Annotated in this window: 21 protein-coding genes; 16 read left to right on the forward strand and 5 right to left on the reverse strand. The window is 48.1% G+C overall.

The genetic code is table 11. From position 1 onward, the window contains the following. Positions 1-137: 137 nt before the first annotated feature. From CAFE_RS07500 to CAFE_RS07515, 4 genes are all read left to right on the forward strand, one after another. Entirely contained in the window at positions 138-764 is a 627-nt protein-coding gene (locus tag CAFE_RS07500; protein WP_156990238.1) for a GDSL-type esterase/lipase family protein, read from the forward strand. A 10-nt stretch (positions 765-774) separates the two neighbouring features. Further along, positions 775-2,223 (forward strand): MBOAT family O-acyltransferase, encoded by a 1,449-nt coding sequence (locus tag CAFE_RS07505; RefSeq protein ID WP_156990239.1) that lies wholly within the window; start codon positions 775-777, stop codon positions 2,221-2,223. A 149-nt stretch (positions 2,224-2,372) separates the two neighbouring features. Then, a complete protein-coding gene (locus CAFE_RS20015; RefSeq protein WP_233452748.1) occupies positions 2,373-2,531 on the forward strand; it encodes a DHHW family protein in 159 nt (52 codons plus the stop codon). 70 nt (positions 2,532-2,601) lie between these two features. Beyond that, a complete protein-coding gene (locus tag CAFE_RS07515; protein ID WP_083210241.1) occupies positions 2,602-3,486 on the forward strand; it encodes a delta-lactam-biosynthetic de-N-acetylase in 885 nt (294 codons plus the stop codon). Between the two features lie 156 nt (positions 3,487-3,642). Here the strand turns inward: CAFE_RS07515 and CAFE_RS07520 are convergent, their stop codons facing one another. Further along, entirely contained in the window at positions 3,643-3,993 is a 351-nt protein-coding gene (locus tag CAFE_RS07520) for a hypothetical protein (RefSeq protein ID WP_166525083.1), read from the reverse strand. A gap of 183 nt (positions 3,994-4,176) precedes the next feature. On the opposite strand from CAFE_RS07520, the gene CAFE_RS07525 reads away from it, so the two are divergent. The 12 genes from CAFE_RS07525 to CAFE_RS20025 all read left to right on the forward strand — a co-directional run bounded on the left by CAFE_RS07525 (position 4,177) and on the right by CAFE_RS20025 (position 15,893). Beyond that, positions 4,177-5,100: a phosphotriesterase family protein gene (locus tag CAFE_RS07525; RefSeq protein ID WP_156990241.1), complete on the forward strand. Its 924-nt coding sequence runs from the start codon at positions 4,177-4,179 to the stop codon at positions 5,098-5,100. A 43-nt stretch (positions 5,101-5,143) separates the two neighbouring features. Continuing rightward, positions 5,144-8,023 carry a sigma 54-interacting transcriptional regulator gene (locus CAFE_RS07530; protein WP_156990242.1) on the forward strand — a complete coding sequence of 960 codons (2,880 nt, stop codon included), beginning with the start codon at positions 5,144-5,146 and terminating at the stop codon, positions 8,021-8,023. A gap of 104 nt (positions 8,024-8,127) precedes the next feature. Then, complete coding sequence (locus CAFE_RS07535; protein ID WP_156990243.1) at positions 8,128-8,754, forward strand: bifunctional 4-hydroxy-2-oxoglutarate aldolase/2-dehydro-3-deoxy-phosphogluconate aldolase; 627 nt, start codon at positions 8,128-8,130, stop codon at positions 8,752-8,754. Between the two features lie 18 nt (positions 8,755-8,772). Further along, positions 8,773-9,234, forward strand: a complete 462-nt coding sequence (locus CAFE_RS07540; RefSeq protein ID WP_156990244.1) for a PTS sugar transporter subunit IIA — start codon at positions 8,773-8,775, stop codon at positions 9,232-9,234. Positions 9,235-9,239: 5 nt separating this feature from the next. Then, positions 9,240-9,536 (forward strand): PTS sugar transporter subunit IIB, encoded by a 297-nt coding sequence (locus tag CAFE_RS07545; protein ID WP_066649092.1) that lies wholly within the window; start codon positions 9,240-9,242, stop codon positions 9,534-9,536. Between the two features lie 87 nt (positions 9,537-9,623). Continuing rightward, positions 9,624-10,886: a PTS galactitol transporter subunit IIC gene (locus tag CAFE_RS07550; protein ID WP_156990245.1), complete on the forward strand. Its 1,263-nt coding sequence runs from the start codon at positions 9,624-9,626 to the stop codon at positions 10,884-10,886. Positions 10,887-10,965: 79 nt separating this feature from the next. Continuing rightward, positions 10,966-12,111 (forward strand): galactonate dehydratase, encoded by a 1,146-nt coding sequence (gene dgoD / locus CAFE_RS07555; protein WP_066649095.1) that lies wholly within the window; start codon positions 10,966-10,968, stop codon positions 12,109-12,111. Between the two features lie 35 nt (positions 12,112-12,146). Beyond that, on the forward strand, positions 12,147-13,868 hold the full coding sequence (ptsP, locus tag CAFE_RS07560; protein ID WP_156990246.1) for a phosphoenolpyruvate--protein phosphotransferase: 1,722 nt from the start codon (positions 12,147-12,149) through the stop codon (positions 13,866-13,868). A 21-nt stretch (positions 13,869-13,889) separates the two neighbouring features. Then, positions 13,890-14,159 (forward strand): HPr family phosphocarrier protein, encoded by a 270-nt coding sequence (locus tag CAFE_RS07565; protein WP_066649098.1) that lies wholly within the window; start codon positions 13,890-13,892, stop codon positions 14,157-14,159. Between the two features lie 298 nt (positions 14,160-14,457). Further along, positions 14,458-15,195 (forward strand): GNAT family N-acetyltransferase, encoded by a 738-nt coding sequence (locus CAFE_RS07570; RefSeq protein ID WP_066649100.1) that lies wholly within the window; start codon positions 14,458-14,460, stop codon positions 15,193-15,195. Positions 15,196-15,456: 261 nt separating this feature from the next. Then, positions 15,457-15,624, forward strand: coding sequence for a recombinase family protein (locus CAFE_RS20020; protein WP_233452745.1), 168 nt, complete (start codon positions 15,457-15,459; stop codon positions 15,622-15,624). 83 nt (positions 15,625-15,707) lie between these two features. After that, entirely contained in the window at positions 15,708-15,893 is a 186-nt protein-coding gene (locus CAFE_RS20025; protein WP_066649102.1) for a recombinase family protein, read from the forward strand. Here CAFE_RS20025 and CAFE_RS07580 read toward each other — a convergent pair. The 4 genes from CAFE_RS07580 to CAFE_RS07595 form a co-directional block, all read right to left on the reverse strand. Next, positions 15,876-16,790: a Fic family protein gene (locus CAFE_RS07580; RefSeq protein WP_066649104.1), complete on the reverse strand. Its 915-nt coding sequence runs from the start codon at positions 16,788-16,790 to the stop codon at positions 15,876-15,878. The two genes, CAFE_RS20025 and CAFE_RS07580, sit on opposite strands and share 18 nt — an antisense overlap. Positions 16,791-17,425: 635 nt before the next feature. Further along, positions 17,426-19,753 carry an ABC transporter permease gene (locus CAFE_RS07585; protein ID WP_066649106.1) on the reverse strand — a complete coding sequence of 776 codons (2,328 nt, stop codon included), beginning with the start codon at positions 19,751-19,753 and terminating at the stop codon, positions 17,426-17,428. Continuing rightward, positions 19,750-20,433: an ABC transporter ATP-binding protein gene (locus CAFE_RS07590; RefSeq protein ID WP_066649110.1), complete on the reverse strand. Its 684-nt coding sequence runs from the start codon at positions 20,431-20,433 to the stop codon at positions 19,750-19,752. Before CAFE_RS07590 ends, CAFE_RS07585 begins: the two co-directional genes overlap by 4 nt. Position 20,434: 1 nt before the next feature. Next, complete coding sequence (locus CAFE_RS07595) at positions 20,435-21,064, reverse strand: hypothetical protein (RefSeq protein WP_207645045.1); 630 nt, start codon at positions 21,062-21,064, stop codon at positions 20,435-20,437. Positions 21,065-21,119 lie beyond the last annotated feature (55 nt).

A 21,119-nucleotide genomic window follows, 5' to 3' on the forward strand; every position in this document is an offset into this window, starting at 1 on the left:
GCCGTGAAGGATGATATCCTTCGCGGCTGTTTTTTTAAGCAGGAAGGAAAAACAACATCCAAACTTCATCCCTTCTGCACCTGTTCTGCATTTTGTTGCTGTAACATCCAGGTATCAAAAGGAAAGAGGTATTTCTTATGAAAAAAATAATGATATGTTTCCTGATAGGCATTCTTCTAATTGGTACGGCTGCCTGCGGAAATAAACCTGCCGGAAATAAAGCAGCCGAAGATGATGATATTAAGGCTCAGTTTGAAAACAGTGTGTTTTTGGGAGATTCCATTACCGAAGGTTTTGCTTTTAATGAGATCCTGCCGAGCGAAAATATAATGGCTGGGGCGGGAGCTACGGCCGGATATGTCTATGAAGAGTACATGGATGATTTAGCCGATAAGAAACCGGATAACGTCTTTATCCTGTTAGGATCGGACGATATGCTCATGCCGGTAGATGATCCGAAAGCATTATTTGAAATTGATTTGACAAAGCTGATTGATCAAATAAAGGAGAAGGTGCCGGATATAAAAATATATCTCCAATCCATAATGCCCGTAACACAGGAGGCGATAAAGCAGTACCCGCGCTATAAAGAAATAGACGAATATAATCAGCTACTGAAAGAAATGGCGGGAAAGCTATCCGTTACTTATGTGGACATAGCGGCTATAGTAAATGAAAACCCCGATTTGTTTGCCGAAGATGGTGTTCATTTCAAAAAGGAATTTTATCAGCTGTGGCTGAAGAAGCTCTCCGAATCAATATAACGGTGGGCATATGGTATTCAGCAGCCTGTTTTTTACATTCGCTTTTTTGCCAGTCACGGTAATCTTATATTATTCTTTATGCGGGTCGCTCACTCCTCGAACGGTTCGCCCGTGGGCCAATGGACAGCATTTAAGGAATCTCATGCTGATTGCCGCAAGCCTGTTTTTCTATGCATGGGGAGAGCCTGCCTATGTATTATTGATGTTCATCTCCATCATAATAAATTATTGCATAGGTTCTTTTTTAGACAAAGATACTACCGGCAAGCGAAGACGAAAGCTTTTATTAGCAATAAGTCTGGTGCTTAATTTAGGCTGTCTCGCATATTACAAATATTTCGGTATGCTAATCGGTACAATAGCAGCCATCGGCGGCGGGAATCTGAATACGGCAGCGCCGGCGCTTCCTATCGGGATTTCATTTTATACCTTTCAAGCGCTATCCTACGTAATTGATGTATATAGGGGGAAAATAAAGCCGCAGAAAAGTCTGATCCTGTTTGCACTTTATATTTCGATGTTCCCGCAGCTGGTCGCCGGGCCGATTGTGAACTATGCGGACATTGAATCACAGTTAGCCGAAAGACACACGACTCTCCGAAAATTCAGCACGGGGCTTCGATGCTTCCTGTGCGGTCTGGCCAAAAAGGTGCTGCTCGCCAATAATATAGGTCCGCTATGGTCTGAAGTAAAAGCCATGCCCGGTACAGAAATATCTGTACTTATGGCATGGGGCGGGATCATTGCCTTTACCTTGCAAATTTATTTCGATTTCAGCGGATACTCTGATATGGCCATCGGATTAGGAAAAATGTTTGGCTTTCATTTCAAAGAAAACTTTAAGTATCCATATATTTCGCAAAGCATCTCGGAGTTTTGGCGAAGGTGGCACATCTCCCTTGGAACATGGTTTAAGGAATATGTCTATATCCCTCTTGGCGGAAACCGTGAGGGCAAATGGAAGCTAATTCGGAACATACTCATCGTATGGTTGCTTACGGGACTCTGGCATGGCGCAAGCTGGAATTTCGTTTTATGGGGACTTTATTTTGGCATTTTAATAGTATTAGAGAGAATGTTTTTGCAAAAGCGGATGAAACGATGGCCTAAAGCTATCCGTCTCACATACTCACTGCTGTTAATTGTGATAGGCTGGGTGTTTTTTGAATTTTCCAGCCTGACGGATGCGCTGAGTTATCTGGGAATTCTGTTAGGAGCGAGAGGCAATGTATTGATTGATGCCCAAACAATCGCTAAGCTTGAACCGTATACCGTCCTGTATCTTGTATGTATCATAGCGGCCACACCTTGGCCGAAGAAACTGGCGTTATCACTAAAAAGGGTTCCATGCAATCTTTATAAAATAGCGGCAAACGCGTATTATTGCGCACTCATATTTTTTTCAACGGCGTATATGGTTGGTTCCACCTACAACCCGTTTATTTATTTTCGATTTTAATCTGGAGGATTAGGATTACAATGCGAATAATTAGAAAAACCACTTCTGCTGCTTTACAGAGCATCCTACGTGTAATTCCGTTTATATTTATGCTTACCATGTTGATCTTGCATCTGATTTTACCGGATAAAACATTTTCAGAAGATGAAATGCGATATTTAACTCAATGGCCTGCCTTCCGCGTTGAAAGGATACTGGATGGCAATTATAAGACAAAAGTCGAAACATATTTTTCAGATCAGTTCCCTTTCCGCATTTTTTGGGTCCATATAAAGAAAGGTTGCAACCGCAGCGCCAATTTTGCATGAGACCTGCCATGTTTTCACAGAAATAATCAAACTTAATTCATGCATACTAAACTGAAGGGAAGTGAAAAAGATGAAGAAATCAGTGATTCCATTGATATTTTGTATGTTGATTCTTTTGACATCATGCGGTAAAAATTCTACTGACGATAACAGTTCTTCTGCTGCATCGGAAAAAGAGTCATCAGCAGTGACAGCAAACGCAGATAAGAGCGCCGTAGCACAAGCAAAAAATGAAAGCTCAAGCTCCATTGGTCCCTTAACAGATTTAGGGAGTTTGGACAATACAAAACAAGGCTGGGGGCAAGGTACGCAGGTTGACTCTGATAAACGCCCCGTATCCTGTACGCAATTTCAAAATAAATATGGAAAATACAGCGCCGTTTTTATCGGGGACAATACGAAAAAAATATACCTGACTTTTGATGAAGGGTATGAAAACGGATATACTTCAAAAATACTGGATTCATTAAAAGAGAAACAAGTACCCGCCGTATTCTTTGTGACTTATGATTATGCAAAGAGGAACCAGGACCTGGTTCAACGCATGATTCAAGAAGGGCATATTGTTGGAAATCACAGTTATACCCATCCGTCTATGCCGACTCTGAGTCTTTCTAAAGCATCCGATGAAATCACGAAGATGCATAGCTATATCAAGGAAAATTTCAATTACACCATGACATTATTCCGCCCGCCAATGGGCGAATTCTCTGAAAGAACGCTTGCTTTAGCACAAAGTCTAAAGTACAAATCTGTTTTTTGGAGCTTTGCCTATGTCGACTGGAATCCTCAAAAACAGATGGGCGCTGATAAGGCGTATAAGAAAGTGGTGGACAGTCTTCATAACGGAGCAATTTACCTCCTTCATGCCGTTTCCAAAGATAATGCGGATATATTGGGTTCCTTTATCGACAAGGCGAAAGAAGAAGGCTATGAATTTGCGAGATTGTCTTAATGGTTTTAATTTCGGGCTGTAATTCGCATAGGGAAAACAAGTCATTTTGTGACGTTATTACTATTCCTTCTTTCACGGTAAGCCGCCGTTCGAATGCTCAACTGCTCTGGGGTCCATTTTTATTCTGAAAGCGTGAAACGCCGCCTTTTGCTCCGCCTAACGGCGCTTGGCATGACAAAAAAATCCGAACAGGGGGCAGCCGCCTCCGTGTTCGGATTTTACCTGCGTATTGCACAGCAGATCCGAATGAACATTCTCCGGCGTAAGCAGAATATCCGCACCTGGATTGCGGCAATAAATAAAGGACCGGTCCCCTTTTTCGTCCAGCTGAACAAAAACCAGCGTGGTGTGCACCCGGTCGGTCCTGGCAAGATTTTGGGTGGAAATTCCGTTCAGGTCCAGGGTGGTTTTCAGGAATTCACCGATAACCAAACTCGAACAGCGGCTCAATTTTCCGGGCATCGTAATAGCGGTAACCCAAAAAATGTTTTCCCGGTACTGCGCCAAGAGCTCCCGTGTTCTATCCCTGCTTTCCTTCCGCCGCGTTATATCATGTTAAATTTTTCAATACAATCAAGCTTGCAATGAAAAAGGTTTCGTCCCTAAAATGGTCGGAGCCGTGCGTGATTGAAAAGCAAATCTTGCTATGCTATACTGAATAGGATTTGACTGGGAAAGGGTGTGACTTTTGTGCATAAGTGGAATAAAGCAATGACAGTGGACGGGTGGGTCGGGGCCGATGAGCTGGGCGTTACCTATGTCCATGAACATCTGATGGTAAAGCCCCAACTGGATGAACCCCGATTTGCCGATTATACGCTCCAGAATGAACGGGCTTCCACTCGGGAAGCCGAAAGCTTTCGGGAAGCGGGTGGTAAAACGATCGTCGAAATGACCCCGATCAATTACGGCCGGGATCCGGCAGCTTGTAAAAGAATCGCGCATGCTGCCGGCATCCAGGTGATTTGCTGCACCGGTTTTCATAAACAGGAATTCATGCCGCCCTGGTTTGGGGAGAAAAATGACGAGGAGCTGTACGGCCTGCTGCTGAACGACATGGAAAACGGTATGGACGGAACCGGGATCCATCCGGGAGTTATCAAATTCGGCACCAGTTTGAACGAGATTACGCCGAATGAGGAGCGGTCCATCCGATTGGCTGCCCGCGCGCACCTTGAGACGGGAATTCCGGTAAGCACCCACTGTGATAAGGGCACCATGGGGATGCAGCAGCTGGACCGGCTCGAAAAGCTCGGAGTGGATCCGTCCGATGTTTTGCTCTGCCATATCGACAGTAAGCTGGATGCCCGGTATGCAATCGATCTGTGCAGGAGAGGAGCCAATATCTGCTTCGACCATGTGGGCCGGGAGCTTGCGGATCACGACAGGGTTCGTGTGAAGATGATTCTGGAGCTGCTGGAGGCTGGCTGTATCGACCATATTACCCTGTCGGGAGATATGGGCAAGGTGAATTATCTTCCGGCTTACGGCGGCCGCCCGGGGCTTGCATATATCCTTACGGGGCTCAGGCGGGAGCTTATGCATTATCTTTCAGAAAACGAATTTGACCGGATGGTTGTGGAAAATCCAAGGCGCTTTTTTACGGGGCAATGAACGCCGGTGGGCCTGTTGTGGGATTTTGCAGAGGGAACGTGATATGCAGAATAAATTAATGGAATATCTGAAAAAGGAAAATCCGCGCCGACCGTATACCGACAGTCAGCTGGCATCTCTTCTGGGAATACGGCGGGAACGTGTGGTTACTCTCCGTCATGAGAGCGGGATACCGGATTCCAGAGAGCGAATCAAACCCGTACTCAGAAAGGACTGCACGGCCCTTCTTGAGAAGAATGGTTCCCTCTCCGACCGTGCGCTGACTATAGGTCTGAACGAAATGGGGTACGCTGTTTCACGGTATCTTGTCAATATGGTTCGGAAAGAACTGCCGGCGCCTTCCTTGGGGAAAACTGAAAAAAAGCAGTCTTCTTCACAGAATCAGACGGGAAAAGAAGAGGATTTTTCCGGTATCATAGGATGGGACAGCGGGTTGAAAACCCAGATTAACCAGGCGAAAGCGGCCGTGGCTTATCCTCCCAACGGGCTGAACACACTCATTATCGGCCCTTCCGGCACCGGTAAAACATTTCTGGCGGAGACGATGTACCAATACGCCGTCCATCAAGGATACCTTCCTCCGGACGCGCCGTTTATTGCTTTTAACTGTGCGGACTATGCGGATAATCCGCAGTTGCTGATCAGTCAGCTTTTCGGTTATGCGAAAGGGGCGTTCAGCGGCGCGAACGAGACGAGGGACGGTCTTGTGGGAAAAGCGGACGGAGGAATCCTATTTTTGGATGAGGTACACCGGCTTCCAAGCGAGGGGCAGGAGCAACTGTTTTATCTGATTGACAAGGGTGCCTACCGCAGGCTCGGCGATTCCGGTCCGGCCCGCAGGGTCAGCGTCCGACTGATCGCCGCGACCACCTCCGCACCGGAGTCCAGCCTTCTGCTGACGTTTCGCAGGCGTATCCCGATGCTGATTACGATGCCGGATCTTGAAAACAGATCGGTTCAGGAGCGGTATGCCATTCTGCGTTATTTTTTCGCCCAGGAGGCCGCCAAGCTGAAAAAGACTTTAATTGTCGACCCGCAGGCCGTCAATATTCTGCTGCAATACCCATGCCCCGGCAACGTCGGCCAACTTCACAGCGATATTCAGGTGTGCTGTGCGAACGCGTTTCTGGAAAGCATGTCCTCAAATCAAAATGAGGTTCGAATCGGTCCGGACTTGGTGGAATACCTGCTGCGGACCGATTCACAGCTTCGCAGTCACCGCAGACAGGACGGCGGGCGTTTCTGGCGCGAGCTTGTTTTGTCGGGGAACGAACTGGACGGCGGGGAAGTGCAGTTTCCCAAGGAAGGCATCTATCAGATGATCCGAGATACCCTGCTGGAACTGCAGAAAAACGGTATGAACGACGAGGAGGGCCTCCGCGTGGCAAGAGCCAGACTCTCCCGGCAGATTCGCCTGTTTTACCAGGACCAAAGGGAAAGCGGCGCCGGGCCGCAGGACGGCGAACAAATGCTGAGCAGCTTGGTGGACCCGACGGTGTGGTTTGCTGTGCAGCAGGCGGTGGAACCGTTGAAATCGGAATTTTCCCACCTGGACGAAAACCTGCAGAGCGTTCTTGCCATTCATCTGGATGCCGTTGTGCGGAATCTGGCGTCCGGCACGTACAGCCCGAAGGAAGACCCCGCGAATTTACGAAAAAAATACCCGAAGGAATACAGGGCATCCCGCGCGATGCTTGAGTCCTGCTCCAGACAGATCGGTCTGAACCTGCCGGAAGAAGAGACTGTAATTCTAACGATGTACCTGCATGCTTTTTCCTCCAGTCAGCCTGCCAGCAGGGTCCGAATTGTCGTGCTGACCCACGGAGAAGTTGGGCCGGCTATGGCGGATGTGGCAAACAGACTGCTTCGGGATGACAATGCCGTCGGTATTGCGATGGGACTCGATGAAAAGCGCGATCAGGCTCTGGAACACGCCGTCTGCAAGATACGGGAGATCGATGAGGGAAAGGGCTGCCTGCTTTTGGTGGATATGGGTTCTCCGGCGACTTTCGCGCCGGAAATTGAACTTCGCACCGGAATCCCGGTGCGTTGCGTTGCCCGTGTGGATACCCTGATGGTTCTGGATGCCGTAAGGCGCGCGGGGCTGAGCGAGGAATGCACACTGGACGAGATGGCCGACGCGCTGGAATCCGGGCGGCTGAACGCGGGTTATTTCCGCAGTGACAGACGCACCGGAAAACCGTCTGCGGTTCTGACCGTGTGCGCGACCGGCGAGGGAAACGCGCGCAAAATCCGCGGCTTTATGGAAGCCACGATTCCGGAATGCAGCAGCATTCATATTATTGAGCTCGGCATTATGGACCGACGCGCAATGCTCGAAAAATTGGCGCGGATCAGAAAAGAATATGATGTGCTTGTCGTCGTGGGCACTATGAATCCGGATCTGCCCGGAATCCCTTTCCTTTCCATGAATTATGTGTTTTCCGGTCATGGAACGATGACTCTGACCAACCTGCTTGCCGACTGCGGCCAGGTTCGAAGCGGTCTTTCGGGGCTACTTCGGCCGGAACTGATTTTCTGTGATGTCGACTTCACGGATAAAAACGAGGCGATTGACTTTTTGACGGAGAAGCTTTTCCGTTCGGGATGTGTCACTTCGGATTATCTGCTCAGCGTTTACAAAAGGGAAAATATGGGGGTAACCTGCCTCTCAGGTGGAATTGCCATTCCTCATGGGGACACGGCTTTTGTCACAAAACCTGCAATCTGTGTCGCAAAAACCCGCCGGCCCATCGAATGGGCGGAAGATTTTGTGCCTGACTTGGTGTTTTTGTTCGCTCTGGATGAAAGCTGCACGCAGGCCGTACAAATTTTTCACCGGATAATTCAGGATGAACAACGGCTCTACAGCCTGCGCCACGCCGAATCATCTGCAAAAATATATGAAATTATGACAAGCTGAACAAAAACAGCCAATAATCTGGCATAGTATTTGCTCTTTTATAGATAGATGTGAGCGATCCGCTTATGTCTATCTATTTTTTTACCCTTGAGAGGAGCGTGTCAATGAAGTCGAGTTTGGACCAGTTTCCGCGCGTCACCTGTATTCTGCGCGGATTTTCCGCACAGGAGACGGATCGTATTCTTGTAATTCTTTGCAGGAGTAAAATACGTTCTGTCGAAATTGCTTATAACACGCCGGATGCCAGCAGAATTCTTAGGGATTCGATTCAAAAATACGGCGACCGTATTCTGTTCGGCGCGGGAACGGTTACCTGTCAGGAAGCCTTGGAAGATGTGGTGGACGCGGGTGTTGATTTTGTTCTTTCTCCCGTCACCTTCACGCGTGAAATGCTGCGGTATTGCAGGGAAAAGAACGTTATCAGTGTGCCGGGCGCTTTCTCCCCGAGCGAAGTCGCGGCACAGTTCGAGCGCGGCGCGGATATTGTAAAAATTTTTCCTGCGGTCACGGTGGGCCCTTCTTATTTCAAGCAGCTGTCCGGTCCGATGGGGCATCGGCGCCTGATGGCGGTGGGCGGTATCAGCGCTGATAACGCGGCGGAATTTATCGGCGCCGGCGCCGAATATCTCGGCATCGGGTCTGGAATGTTCCGCTGGGAAGACGTCGCCGCGGGAAATACGAGTGCCATGCGGGAATCCGTCCGTGCCTTTGAGACTGCCCTGAAACTGTAACTGTAAGGAGATGAGAGAATGACACTGAAAGACATGATTTTCCGTGACTGCATTTTGACGGATGTGCGGGCTGCCGATCAAGAAGACGCCCTCAGGCAGATCTTTGAAGCGCTCTATAAGGCCCGAAAAGTAAAAGAGTCCTTCTATAACGCCGTTTTAAAGCGCGAAACCGAATACCCCACCGGATTGGCTTTGCCGCACTGCAATGTTGCAATTCCGCATGTGGTTCCGGAGCATGTGAATTCTTCCGCTCTTGGCATAGCGGTTCTGCGCGAGCCGGTCTTATTCCGGCAGATGGATAACCACGACCTGACGACGGAAGTCCGGATTATCTTCAACATCGCACTGGGCAGAGAGGGAAAGCAGATTGAAGTGCTGCAGAGCATCATGAAAATGGTGCTGGAAAAAGATATGATTCACGCAATTCTGAAGGCCGGTTCGCCGGAAGAGATTGAAATGATTCTTAGAAAGGTAGGTTAAGCGTTATGAAAAAGATTATGGTTTGCTGCGGATCGTCTATGATTACTTCGACCCTGGCGATTAACAAGCTCAAAAAGGTTGTAAGCGACGCGGGTATATCGGATGTGAAATTTATCCAATGCAAGTTTGCCGAAGTGCAGAGTCTTGTTAAAATGGAGCATCCTAATGTGATTGTACCCACCGGCGCCCTCAAGGATAGCCTGACAGACTCCGTTCCTGTGGTGCGGGGCACATGCTTTGTAACCGGTGTAGGTGAAAAGGAAGCGATTGACCGGATTCTGGAAATCCTGAAGAAATCCTGAATCGTTCAGATGGAAGCACAGGTGTTTTTTACTTAGCGGCGCTGCGGATTTTTCCCGCTGCCAAATAAAAATGGAGGAATTTGTATTATGAAGGTTGTCATTGATGGTTTAAACTGGATTGCAGGCCTTGGGCCCATGTGTATGATGCCGATTATCATGTTCGTGATCGGTCTGTGCATGAGGGTCAAACTCAGCACACTGCTAAAAAGCAGCATCACCACCGGCGTCGGTTTCTGCGGGGTTAATCTGATTATTAACACATTTATCAGCGAGGTCGGCCCGAGTGTGACCGAAATGGTAAAGCGCTTCGGACTGCACACGGATATCATGGATGTGGGCTGGCCCGCGCGCGCCGCCGCCACCTGGGCGTATCCTTTGGCCGCGGTTGTCGTTTTCGTTATTCTGGGCCTGAATATCCTGATGCTTGTTTTGAAACTGACGAACTGCGTCATGGTCGATTTCTGGAGCTACAACCACTTTATCTTCTGCGCCGCCATCTGTTATTATGCTTCCGGCAGCGCCATTGTGGGCCTTGTTGCCGGCGCGGTCTGCGCGGCAATCACCTTTAAACTTGCGGACTGGACCCAGCCGGTCGTTGAGAAAGCGTTCGGATTACCCGGCGTCTCGTTCCCAACATCCAACAGCATCAGCTGGGCGCCGTTGGCTTATCTGCTCAATAAGCTGTATGACCGTATCCCCGGCCTGAATAAGGTAAACGCCGACCCGGAGTCCATTCAGAAGAAATTCGGCGTTTTGGGTGAACCTCTGATGATCGGAACAATTCTTGGCGCGGCTTTCGGCATTTTGGGCGGCAACGATGTGGGCGGCGTTCTGAAAGTCGCCATGTATACCGCCGCGACCATGGTCCTGACACCGAAGATGATGCAGGTTCTGATGGAAGGCCTGATCCCTTTCGCGGACGCAATTAAAGAATTGCTGAACAGCAAATTTGCCGGCAATAACTTTCATATTGGAATCGACGCCGCTCTGACCATTGCGAATCCAAGCTGCATCGCGGTCGGCATCCTGATGGTTCCGACCACTATTCTTCTGGCGGCCGCCCTGCCCTTTAACCGTTTGCTGCCAATTTCGGATATCGCCTATCAGGCCATGTGGCTTTCCGCTTATCCGGTGGCTTTCAGCAAGGGCAACGTGGTGCGCAGCTACATCTCATGTGTAATTTTTACCTGCATAATGCTTTTTATCGCCACTGCTCTGGCCCCTGTTCACACGTCACTTGCGGTTGCGGGCGGCTACAACCTTGCGGGTGCATCGCTTGTATCGACAGAGGACGCCGGAACCCATTTGCTTTCTTACCTGCTGAACCTAATTTCCGGACTGTTCCATTAACAGCTTTTAAAACAACATATTTAAACCCGGACGGCGTAAAACTGCGCTGTCCGGCTTTCCTGTTAACCGGGAGGTAACTATGAAAATCACTGGAATTACCGTGTACAAAGTAAAACCACGCTGGATTTTTGTCAAACTCAGCACCGACGAGGGCATCGACGGTTGGGGCGAGATGATTTCCGGCACCAAAACAGAAACTGTTGTCGCAGGCGCCAAGGAGATGGGGGAATATCTCGTAGGGCGGAATCCTTTTGAGATCGAGCGCCTGTGGCAGGAGCTGTATAAATCCTTTTTTCGCGGCGGCCCGATTAACGGCACGATTGTATCGGGGCTTGAAATGGCGCTGTGGGATATCAAGGGGAAATTCTGCAAACTGCCCGTTTACGAATTCCTCGGCGGAAAAGCGCGTGACCGCATTAAAGTGTATTCCTGGGTTGGCGGCGATCGCCCGGATGATGTGGCACGTGAAGCGATAGACCGCAAGAACCGAGGATTCGACGCGGTGAAAATGAATGCGACGGAAGAACTGCACTACATCGACTCCTTCGCAAAGGTGCAAGCCGTTGTGGACCGCGTGGCTTCCATTCGAGAAGCCTGCGGCTATGATTTCGGCATCGGCGTCGATTTTCACGGACGCGTCCACAAGCCGATGGCGAAGGTGCTGGCTCATGAACTGGAGCCTTATAAGCTGATGTTCCTGGAGGAAGTCGTTCTGCCGGAAAACGAAGAAGCCTTTCGCGAGGTTGCGCTGCACGTTTCCACACCGCTTGCCACCGGAGAGAGGCTAACCAGTCGCTGGCAGTACAAAAACTTGTTTCAAGAGGGCATAATCGACATTATTCAACCGGATGTGGCAATGGTGGGCGGCATTTTGGAAACCAAAAAAATTATTTCAATGGCGGAAGCCTTCGATATGGCGGCGGCTCCTCACGCACCCTACGGCCCGATTGCTCTTGCAGCCACGCTTCAGGTGGACGTCTGTTCTCCCAATGTGTTTATTCAGGAGCAAAGCCTTGGCATTCATTACAACAGGGGATTTGATCTGCTCGATTTTGTGAAAAACAAAGACATATTTCAATATAAAGACGGTTTTGTGGAAGTGCCGGAGAAGCCGGGCCTCGGCATAGAAATAGATGAGGAAACGGTCAAAAAAGTGGCCGCGGAAGGGTTGCGTTGGACAAACCCCAAGTGGCACAATTACGATGGTACTATGGCGGAATGGTAAAGTCACAAAGAGCTGTTCCGGAAGGAGGAAAAACCATGTTTCTGGGAATCCCCGTTTCACCGGGCATCGCGATCGGTATGCCATTGCTCTATGAGCCTTTTGTTCCCGGGCCTTGGCAGAAAAAGGTAGAAAAAGGCCGCGTGGAAGATGAGTTGCGGCGGTTCGAGGACGGTCTTGCCGCCGCCGAAAAAGAACTGGAAAAAATCTGCTCCGGAATGAAAAAGAACGACCCGGAAAAGGCAAAGATTTTCGACGCTCACAAAGATATGTTATGCGACGCAGCAATCGGCGAAGAAATTCGGCAAAACATATCAAATTCCTTTTCGGCACAGGAAGCCGTTTATCAGGTTTTCGGTGCCTACGCCAAACAGGTGGCTCAGGCGCCCGATCCCGTCATCCGAGAAAGAAGCGCCGACCTTCTGGATGTGCGGATAAGGCTGCTTCGGTGCATGCAGGGAGTGCCGGAACGGGACCTTTCCGCGCTTGAGAAGCCCGTCATCCTTGTTGCACATGATTTGTTACCCTCCGACACGGCGTCGCTGGACCCCCAAAAAATTCTTGCGGTCCTTACCGAAGACGGCAACACAACCAGCCACAGCGCAATTATCGCGCGCAGCTACGGAATTCCGGCGGTACTCGGCATTGCCGGAATCACCGGGAAAGTTCAGCCGGGCAATTTGGTCGTTGTGGATGCGACGCAAGGCAAAATTTTGTTGGACCCGGACGAGACGCTGCTGCAAGCATACAGGGAAAAAGAAGCGCGGTTTAACCGGCGGCGGGAACTTACGCGCGCGTGGATAACGGCGGAACCCAGAATGAAAGACGGAGAGCGGGTCCATATTGAGCTGAATATAGGCCGGGCCACTCCTCAGGAACTGGCGCAGGCCGATAGCCTAGACGGCGTAGGGTTGTATCGCACGGAATTTCTCTATATGGGCCGAGACACGCTTCCAAGTGAAGAAGAGCAGACAGTGGCTTATTCGCGAGTGCTTCAGGCATTTCAGGGGAAGCCGGTTACCATTCGTACTCTCGATGTCGGCGGGGATAAAAAGCTGGATTGTCTGGAGCTGCCGGCTGAAGAAAATCCCTTTCTCGGCGTCCGCGCGCTCCGCCTGTGCTTCGAATATCCCGACCTTTTCATGACGCAACTGCGGGCCATGCTGCGCGCGAGCATCCATGGGGAACTATGGCTGATGTTCCCTATGGTGGGAGGCCTTTCCGATCTACGCCGCGCAAAAGAATTTCTCCAGAAGGCGAAAGAAGAGTTGGACCGTAGCCACATTCCTTATGCGGATAACATAAAAGTCGGCATCATGGTCGAAATTCCATCGATTGCACTCATGGCTGATAAGGCGGCGCGGGCGGCGGATTTTGCCAGCATAGGCACAAATGACCTGATGCAGTATACTATGGCGGCGGACCGGATGAATCCGAAGGTAGGCCAGTACTGCCGGATGTATGACCCCGCGCTGTTTCGTCTGATACGTCTGGCGGCGGACGCGTTTCGCGCGGAGGGCAAACCCGTCGGTGTTTGCGGAGAGATGGGCGGAGACCCGCTCGCCTCCGTCGTTCTGCTAGGACTTGGCATACGCCGCCTCAGCATGGGGCTATCGAATGCGGCGCAGATCAAAAAGAACATTTGCGCCATGGACGCACGGCGCGCCGCCGAGTTGGCGCAATCGGTCTGTGAAATGGACACGGCGGAGGAAGCGCAGGTGTATTTAAAAAGACAGCTTGCAGATTTTCTGCCGGAATAATAAGGAAAAAGGAGCCTATCCATGTACGAGAAAACAACTAAAATTATTAATCCGACCGGGCTGCATGCCCGTCCGGCTTCCGATTTTGTAAAAGCAGCGGGAAAGTATAAGTCCGAAATTACTGTTTCCAACCTGGAAAGCGGCGTTTCATGCAGCGCCAAGTCGATCATCATGATTTTAACGCTTGGCCTTGCGAATGGTAACCGTGTAAAAATCAGCGCGGAAGGCGAGGACGAACGAAAGGCCGTCGAAGGTCTTGTCGCCCTGATCGATTCCGGCATAGGGGAATAAAGACAAAAAACAGTTTGGATGAAAAGCCTTTTTTGTCATACGAAAACTCCCGGTTATGAGAAAAGCTTTGGCATTGAATAATTCCAGCCTAAAATTTGAGGATGGTGGTGTGTTGCCCCTAAAATGCTGACATCATCCGCATTGATGAATTTTCCGTAGCAGCGGCTGTATGCCGCTGCTCACCTATTCCCGGATTTTGATGAATAAACGGTAGAAAAAGATACAGTGTCGCGGTAAAATATAGTAGAAGCTATTCGGGGCTTCTGTCCTATAAATCGGAATTTGAGAGGAAAAATGAATGGATAGAATCGTGGCTTCTCAATTGGCATCTGACTACTGCTGCACGTTTGGAGACGTATTGAACGGTACAAACATATTTACCGTTTTCCACGCTTCCGAAGGACAACGAAGATTTGATGATGACGGTAAATGTTTTCTAAAAATCGCCGCGGCAAACGGGAAAATCCTTTGCTGCGGACGTGAAGATATTATATCTGTCCTCTCCAAAGAATTAAAAAATGCTGACGGCCAATGGTTTATGGAAGCAAAAGCACTTGCAAAACTGAATAAAATGATTTCCGATTACGGTTTTCACATCAAACAAGCGCATCCGTTTTTCGTCGCGGCTGAAAAGACTATCGTTACAGCGAATGATTTCGATATAGTATGGTATACGCAAGATGAAATTTTACAATTTGCTGGCGACAGCAGATTTGATGAAGCTTTTGCCTTTAGTAAAACCGCACCGGATGTTCTCGGCGCTGCGGCATATCGGGATGGCCGCATAGTGGGAATGTCGGGAGCAAGCAGCGACAGTCCGAAAATGTATCAAATAGGCATCAATACCATACCGGAAGCCAGAGGAAACGGCATAGGCACTGCGCTTGTAGAAATACTGAAAAACGCAGTGCTTGATAAGGGAATATTGCCGTTTTACGGAACCGCGCTTTCGCATATCGCATCACAGCGTGTCGCTATAAAAGCGGGTTTCTTACCAGCATGGGCTGAGCTTATCACGGAACAGGACAGTAACTGACAAATTCCCGTTTCTCGGGTTGAACACATAATTGAATATTCCGTACATAGCCGATTGGTTTCTGCCAGTCGGCTTATTTTTTTTTGAGGAGGAAAGCTTATGCCGAGTAATATGCAGGCTCTGGCACAGATGGCGACCACGCGGCAACACAGGAAGCTGATACGGAACGGGTTTGTGCGGCGGCATCCTTAACACGGGCGGACGGAAGCGGGTTCCTATAAGTGTAAATACGCTTGTTTGACTGCCGGAAAGGAGGCTGCTTTGGAACAGTCAAACAGCAAAAAGCACGTGATCAATACCGCCGCCCTGTATTGCGGATTGAGCCGCAACGATAATCTGGGCAGCGAGCCCACCAGCATCACCGATCAGAAAAACCTGCTGAAAAAGGTGGCAAGGGGAAGACTATGCCGATCCCTTGTTTTTCGTTGATGATGGGATCAGCGGTACGACGCTCGACCGTCCCGATTTTCATCAAATGATAAATTCAAGCAGATTACATTTCGGCTGTTCATGTGAAAGACCTCTCCCGCCTCGGGCGCGGTTATCTGAAAGCAGGCTATTATACCGAAGTATTTTTCCCCGCCCACGATATATGGCTGCTTGCCGTTTCGGACGGCATGGACAGCGACGAGGGCGACACCGAATTTACTCCGTTCCGCAATATCATGAATGACAGAATGTTATGCCGTATGATTTAGATACCAACGCAGCCGTTCTTCCACATACTCCGCTACCATCTTGACCATGGGTGCCGCATTGTCGTCGCGATAAAAAGAATCAAAGCAATCATAGTACCGTCTGCGGTCCGCAAATTTTACATTAACAGGAGGATAACCGTTTTGCATCAGGAACAAATTCAGAATCAACCGCCCGGTACGGCCGTTGCCGTCAACAAAAGGATGAATCCCCTCAAATTTCAGATGAAACAGCGCTGCACTCTCAATGGGGTGCAGTTTTTTATTATCAAATTCCGCAGCGAGTTTCTCCATCAACTCCGGCACCATTACGGGATCGGGCAGCTCATGGAAAGCGCCCATAATCCGCACTGGAATACGCCGGTAAACGCCACGGTCTTCCGGTCCGTCCATTAGTACCAGCGTGTGAATCTGTTTAATAATGGATTCAGAGAAGGTTCCCTTATTCTGTACAAACTCCTGTACATAAAGGAACGCATCCCGGTGACCGACCGCTTCCATATGATCCTTCAACGGTTTTTTATCAATGGTGACACCTTCCAGAACAAGCGCGGTTTCCCGCAAAGTCAGGGTGTTGCCCTCAATCGCATTGGAGTTATAGGTGTATTCCACCATAAACTCGTCACGCAGACGCTGAAGTTCTCCAGAAGTCAGCGGACGGCGTTGATCCAACTGCTCTTTCAAACCGTCAATTCTGGCGAACGAAGGGGCATATTTCCTTGGAATATCTTTATGTCGCGTCCTGCGCCTGTCGGCAGGCTTCACCGCGTCCGCAGGAATCCGGTAAGACCTTCCCTCTCTCACTACACCGAGAATCTCCCCCTGCCCGCAAAGCACTCGAACACGACGGTCGGAAATTCCCCATTGTTCCGCTGCCTGCCCTACACTGATATAATTCAAAACAGATCACCTCCTGATTTTCAACAATTTCATTATACGCCGCTATCGGAATAATATGCAATATAAATCTGTAATTTTGCATGATATTGTTCCGAATAGTATGATGAAAATATACAGTCTCATTTTATTGTAAGGGCGTTCCTTGAAAACTATCCTAAGAATCATTCCTGCGTGCGGTAAAATAAATTGCAAATAAAGCTGATGTCATAATAAGAACTGATAATAATGTCCATCTGAACTCTATTCTTTATCAAACAAACCCCTACATCCCGCGTCGTCGGTCACAAACCCGTATCCCTTCGCCTATTCCGGGAAAACAGATACTCACGGCTTTTATCTGGGTCGAGATAAATACGAAAGCTAATACACCCTCCGCAATTCAATTTTTAAAAAAGAACACGGCGGCTTTGAATGTTTATTTCAAAACCGCCGTTAGACATTGTTGTTCTAAAAGGCACAGCCATACCACCGCCAAAACAACAGCCTTATTACCGTTGGAGGGTACAAAATGTATATTATCGGAAAGTATTAGCTGCACAGTGATACATGCGATAGGATAGTGCGAATAGTGCTGTCATCCTCGATGATTCGGATTTTCCGTATATCTTTCATTGCTCACCACGTTTTGATACACTTTATTGTGCGTTGACAATATCTGTAACGCTCATTTTATTAAGTGTTTTTACCGGACGTATGACAGACAAAACCGTTGATAATATAGTAAGGCCGATTATAATTGCAAGCATCCCAAAGGGTATTTGCCAATTAAGCCCCCATTTTGAAGTTATCATCATTTGAAATATCAACCTGTGAACAGGCAGACCGATCATAAGTCCGGCCAGACAACCGCATGTCGCATAGGTTGCCGCTTCGACAATCACCATATGATGGAGTTGCTTTCCCGTCATCCCGATTGCTTTCATTACACCATATTTGTTTATTCTGTTAGAAATGCTGTTGTTCATACTGTTAATGATATTGAATACCGTAATGGACGCAATTATTACCAGAAAGCCATAAATAAACAATGCAAACGAGTAGTATGCCGCTTTGGCTCCTGTATTGGCTTCTCGCCGGTCTGAAAAAGTCTGTTCCGATGAAGTAAGCCCGCGTAGTTGTGTGACTGTATCCTCGTTTGCATTTCTTGCAAGCTGCATATCTATTACCGAATATCCTTGTTCTCCAGTTAAACCTTGAAATGTCTGCTCGGAACAAATAACGGTCTGTATCCCTGCTTCACTGACAAATGAACTGTTTGAAAGTACCCCGGCAACATGGGCGGTATTTTCGCCATGAGCCGTTTTTATTGTAAAAGTGTCACCAACTTGCAAGTTAAAGTTATCCGAATGCACGACTAAAACAGCATTGTTTTCATTTATCACGGTATCAATATCGCCGGAGACCAATTCCTGTTTCGCCCATTTAAATTGATTTTCTTCGTAAGAGATTAAGTTGACTTTAGCGTTACCATTGACGCTTGCTATAGATAAATCACCTTTAATCCTACGGCCAAAGGCGCGTTTTACACCGCTTATCTTTTGCGCCTGCTCCAAGACCTCTTTATCCAGTGAATTAGAATTGTCACTGCTTACAATCGAAATATCAGGCGTGTATGGTTTTAACGCTCGTATTCCTTGCCCCATAAAATCAACCATGACGCTAAAGGAAAGAAAAAGTATTATGCTGATGGCGAATGAGCCTGTCATTAATAAAATATTCTTTTTATCAGAAAGTGCATGGGAAATCCCAAGTGATGTTTCCGGCTTAATTCGTTTTATATTCAATGCCGCTTTCGTTGTAAACATAGTGTTTTTCTCTGCGTTGCCGGACACGGCGCATTGCGGGGATACCTTTGCCGCTTTTTTGGCAGGAGAAAGCGCGGCCAGCGTCACAGTTAAAAATCCAACCAATGTTCCACTTACAAGACTGATCAGGCTTAGGTCAAATATTGGCATGTCGCTGAAATATGCTGAATTAACGTATCTTAAAAATGCCGACGAAGCCATTGTTATGACCGTTCCTACAATAAGCCCGATCGGTATTCCAAACAGGCAAAGCCGAATACTTTCAAGCAGTACATATTTCTTGACCTGTGAAGTTGATGCTCCAAGGCAACGCATTAGTCCGAAAAATTGAACTCGCTCCCGGACAGACATGTTGATGCTGCTTGCAATCATCAATGTTCCGGCCGCAAGTACCAATATAAACAAAATAACTGCGGTGATATAGATACTTACCATATAACTATCGCGGCTTTGTCCAGTCAATCCGAGAAGCGCCGGATTTTCTGAAACCTGTTCGTCTGACAAATTGAAATCCGCTTTTATTGTATCTATGGCATTTCTCATATCAGCGCCGCTCTTAAACTGAACATAGTAAGTGTATCCGCTTGTGCCGTTGCCTATTTCCCGTATGCCATCATAGGACAGAAACAGACCATGCGTATCATCCTTTTTCTGTGACAGGGTATTGTTGTAAGTTCCGGTAATAACGAAGTCATGCGTGCTACCGTCCGACAACACTACTTTTACGGTGTCATTTAATGAAATGCCATGCTCATTTACAAATTGTTCGTCCAGCAGGGCTTCATTTGCCGACTGAGGGAAACGACCATGATGAACGGTAAGACCCATATTGCCGGATATTGCTTCATCGCCGCCCATGATGGCAACAGCTTCTGATCCAAGCGTTCCTTCTTGCGTACTTGAAAGCCAACCGGCAGCCTCTGTTTCAGGGCGATTCTGAATCAGCGATGCGGTTTCATTATCTATATTTTTGAAAGCAACATGCCAATATCCATTTGCCTTGATTTGACCAATAGTTTGAGCCTGTATCATTGCTTCGGCCAAGCCGAAAATAGCTGTAACAAGGCACACAGCGATTGCAATACAGATGATTGTTATTCGTGTCTTTTTCTTATGGGTTTTTCCATATTCCTTAATTAAACCAAGATAACTCTTCATTCGGCGTATCCCCCAAAATCTGTGAGAACACCGTCCGAAACCTGTAGTACCCGGTCAGCCGTGGAAGCGAGGCTCCGGTTATGCGTAATCATAATGATTGTCTGCTGGTAGCGTTTTGACGCGATTTTCAAAAGTGAAATGACTTCATTACTGTTTTGGCTGTCCAAATTTCCGGTCGGCTCGTCGGCCAGTATCAGCATAGGGCGGGTAATCAAGGCACGGCCAATCGCCACGCGCTGCTGCTGCCCGCCGGATAACTGCCGGGGCAGATGATTTCGTCTGTCTTTTAAGGACAGAACCGTAAGAATTTCCTCGACATACGCCTGATCCGGCTTCTTGTAATCGAGTAAGACAGGGAAAGTGATATTTTGCTCTACATTGAGTTCAGGGATCAGATTGAATGCCTGAAAGACAAACCCTATGTTCCTGCGTCGGAAAATGGTGAGCTTTTCATCATTCATGTTAAATATATCGTTACCGTCAATGAGCACCTTGCCGGTTGTAGGCGTATCAAGCGCCCCGATCATATTAAGCAGGGTACTTTTTCCTGAACCGGATTCCCCCACAACTGCGATAAATTCGCCTTTTGGAACCGAAAAGCTCACATTTTTTAATGCTTTGACTGCTGTTTCACCAGTTCCATACGTCTTGCAAATGTTAGTTACCTCTAATAAATTCATTTCATATCCTCCTCGTTTGAGCGGTCACGTTTTTTCGATAAATGAGATAAGCCGCCAATTCATATAAGCAGGCGAGTAACAGAGCGGTACCAGAAACCTTCGTAAGTCCGGGGATACCGCCGACTCCAAAGCCAAACGTAAAGACGAGGACAGCTGCGCCGCCCAAAAAGGCAATCACAGAAAGAAAAACCAGAAGTCCCCTTTGCGGGAATGTATTCGCGCAAAGGGCGATTACAAAATAAATGATGCCCTCCAGCAGCAGTAATCCGCCAAGGTAGACAGGCGTTATTTGAATCAGAAAATGTCTAAAAATAATGGAATGGGCTACTACCACAAGCAGTAACACAGCAATCACGAGGCTAAAATAACGGAGAGGCGAACCCGCTTTCTTATCGTGAATGTGATTCGCGGCACTCTCCCGGACAAATTTCACAATACGCCAAATACCGTCCGCAAGCATATATCCGACAATCGCATAGAACATCCCGTCAAGTAAAAAGTTCGGCAGGGCGAACAGAATAATCCCCATAATTCCCCAAAATGCTGCCCGAAGCATTGCACATTTTGTAAAATCTTCAAATAAGAATGCGTCCAAAATAAATCCCACCTTTCTATAAAGGTAGATTAACATCTGCTCCTTACTCTCACATGAATTCCAGCTTACATTTTAGTAAGGTTGAGAACTT

The organism is Caproicibacter fermentans, from assembly GCF_009746625.1.
Lineage (GTDB): Bacteria > Bacillota > Clostridia > Oscillospirales > Acutalibacteraceae > Caproicibacter > Caproicibacter fermentans.

Coding starts and splice junctions, on each gene's coding strand:
- CAFE_RS07500 (WP_156990238.1), top strand. CDS start 138: ATGAAAAAAATAATGATATGTTTCCTGATAGGCATTCTTCTAATTGGT.
- CAFE_RS07505 (WP_156990239.1), top strand. CDS start 775: ATGGTATTCAGCAGCCTGTTTTTTACATTCGCTTTTTTGCCAGTCACG.
- CAFE_RS20015 (WP_233452748.1), top strand. CDS start 2,373: ATGCGATATTTAACTCAATGGCCTGCCTTCCGCGTTGAAAGGATACTG.
- CAFE_RS07515 (WP_083210241.1), top strand. CDS start 2,602: ATGAAGAAATCAGTGATTCCATTGATATTTTGTATGTTGATTCTTTTG.
- CAFE_RS07530 (WP_156990242.1), top strand. CDS start 5,144: ATGCAGAATAAATTAATGGAATATCTGAAAAAGGAAAATCCGCGCCGA.
- CAFE_RS07535 (WP_156990243.1), top strand. CDS start 8,128: ATGAAGTCGAGTTTGGACCAGTTTCCGCGCGTCACCTGTATTCTGCGC.
- CAFE_RS07540 (WP_156990244.1), top strand. CDS start 8,773: ATGACACTGAAAGACATGATTTTCCGTGACTGCATTTTGACGGATGTG.
- CAFE_RS07545 (WP_066649092.1), top strand. CDS start 9,240: ATGAAAAAGATTATGGTTTGCTGCGGATCGTCTATGATTACTTCGACC.
- CAFE_RS07550 (WP_156990245.1), top strand. CDS start 9,624: ATGAAGGTTGTCATTGATGGTTTAAACTGGATTGCAGGCCTTGGGCCC.
- dgoD (WP_066649095.1), top strand. CDS start 10,966: ATGAAAATCACTGGAATTACCGTGTACAAAGTAAAACCACGCTGGATT.
- ptsP (WP_156990246.1), top strand. CDS start 12,147: ATGTTTCTGGGAATCCCCGTTTCACCGGGCATCGCGATCGGTATGCCA.
- CAFE_RS07565 (WP_066649098.1), top strand. CDS start 13,890: ATGTACGAGAAAACAACTAAAATTATTAATCCGACCGGGCTGCATGCC.
- CAFE_RS07570 (WP_066649100.1), top strand. CDS start 14,458: ATGGATAGAATCGTGGCTTCTCAATTGGCATCTGACTACTGCTGCACG.
- CAFE_RS07585 (WP_066649106.1), bottom strand. CDS start 19,753: ATGAAGAGTTATCTTGGTTTAATTAAGGAATATGGAAAAACCCATAAG.
- CAFE_RS07590 (WP_066649110.1), bottom strand. CDS start 20,433: ATGAATTTATTAGAGGTAACTAACATTTGCAAGACGTATGGAACTGGT.
- CAFE_RS07595 (WP_207645045.1), bottom strand. CDS start 21,064: ATGTTAATCTACCTTTATAGAAAGGTGGGATTTATTTTGGACGCATTC.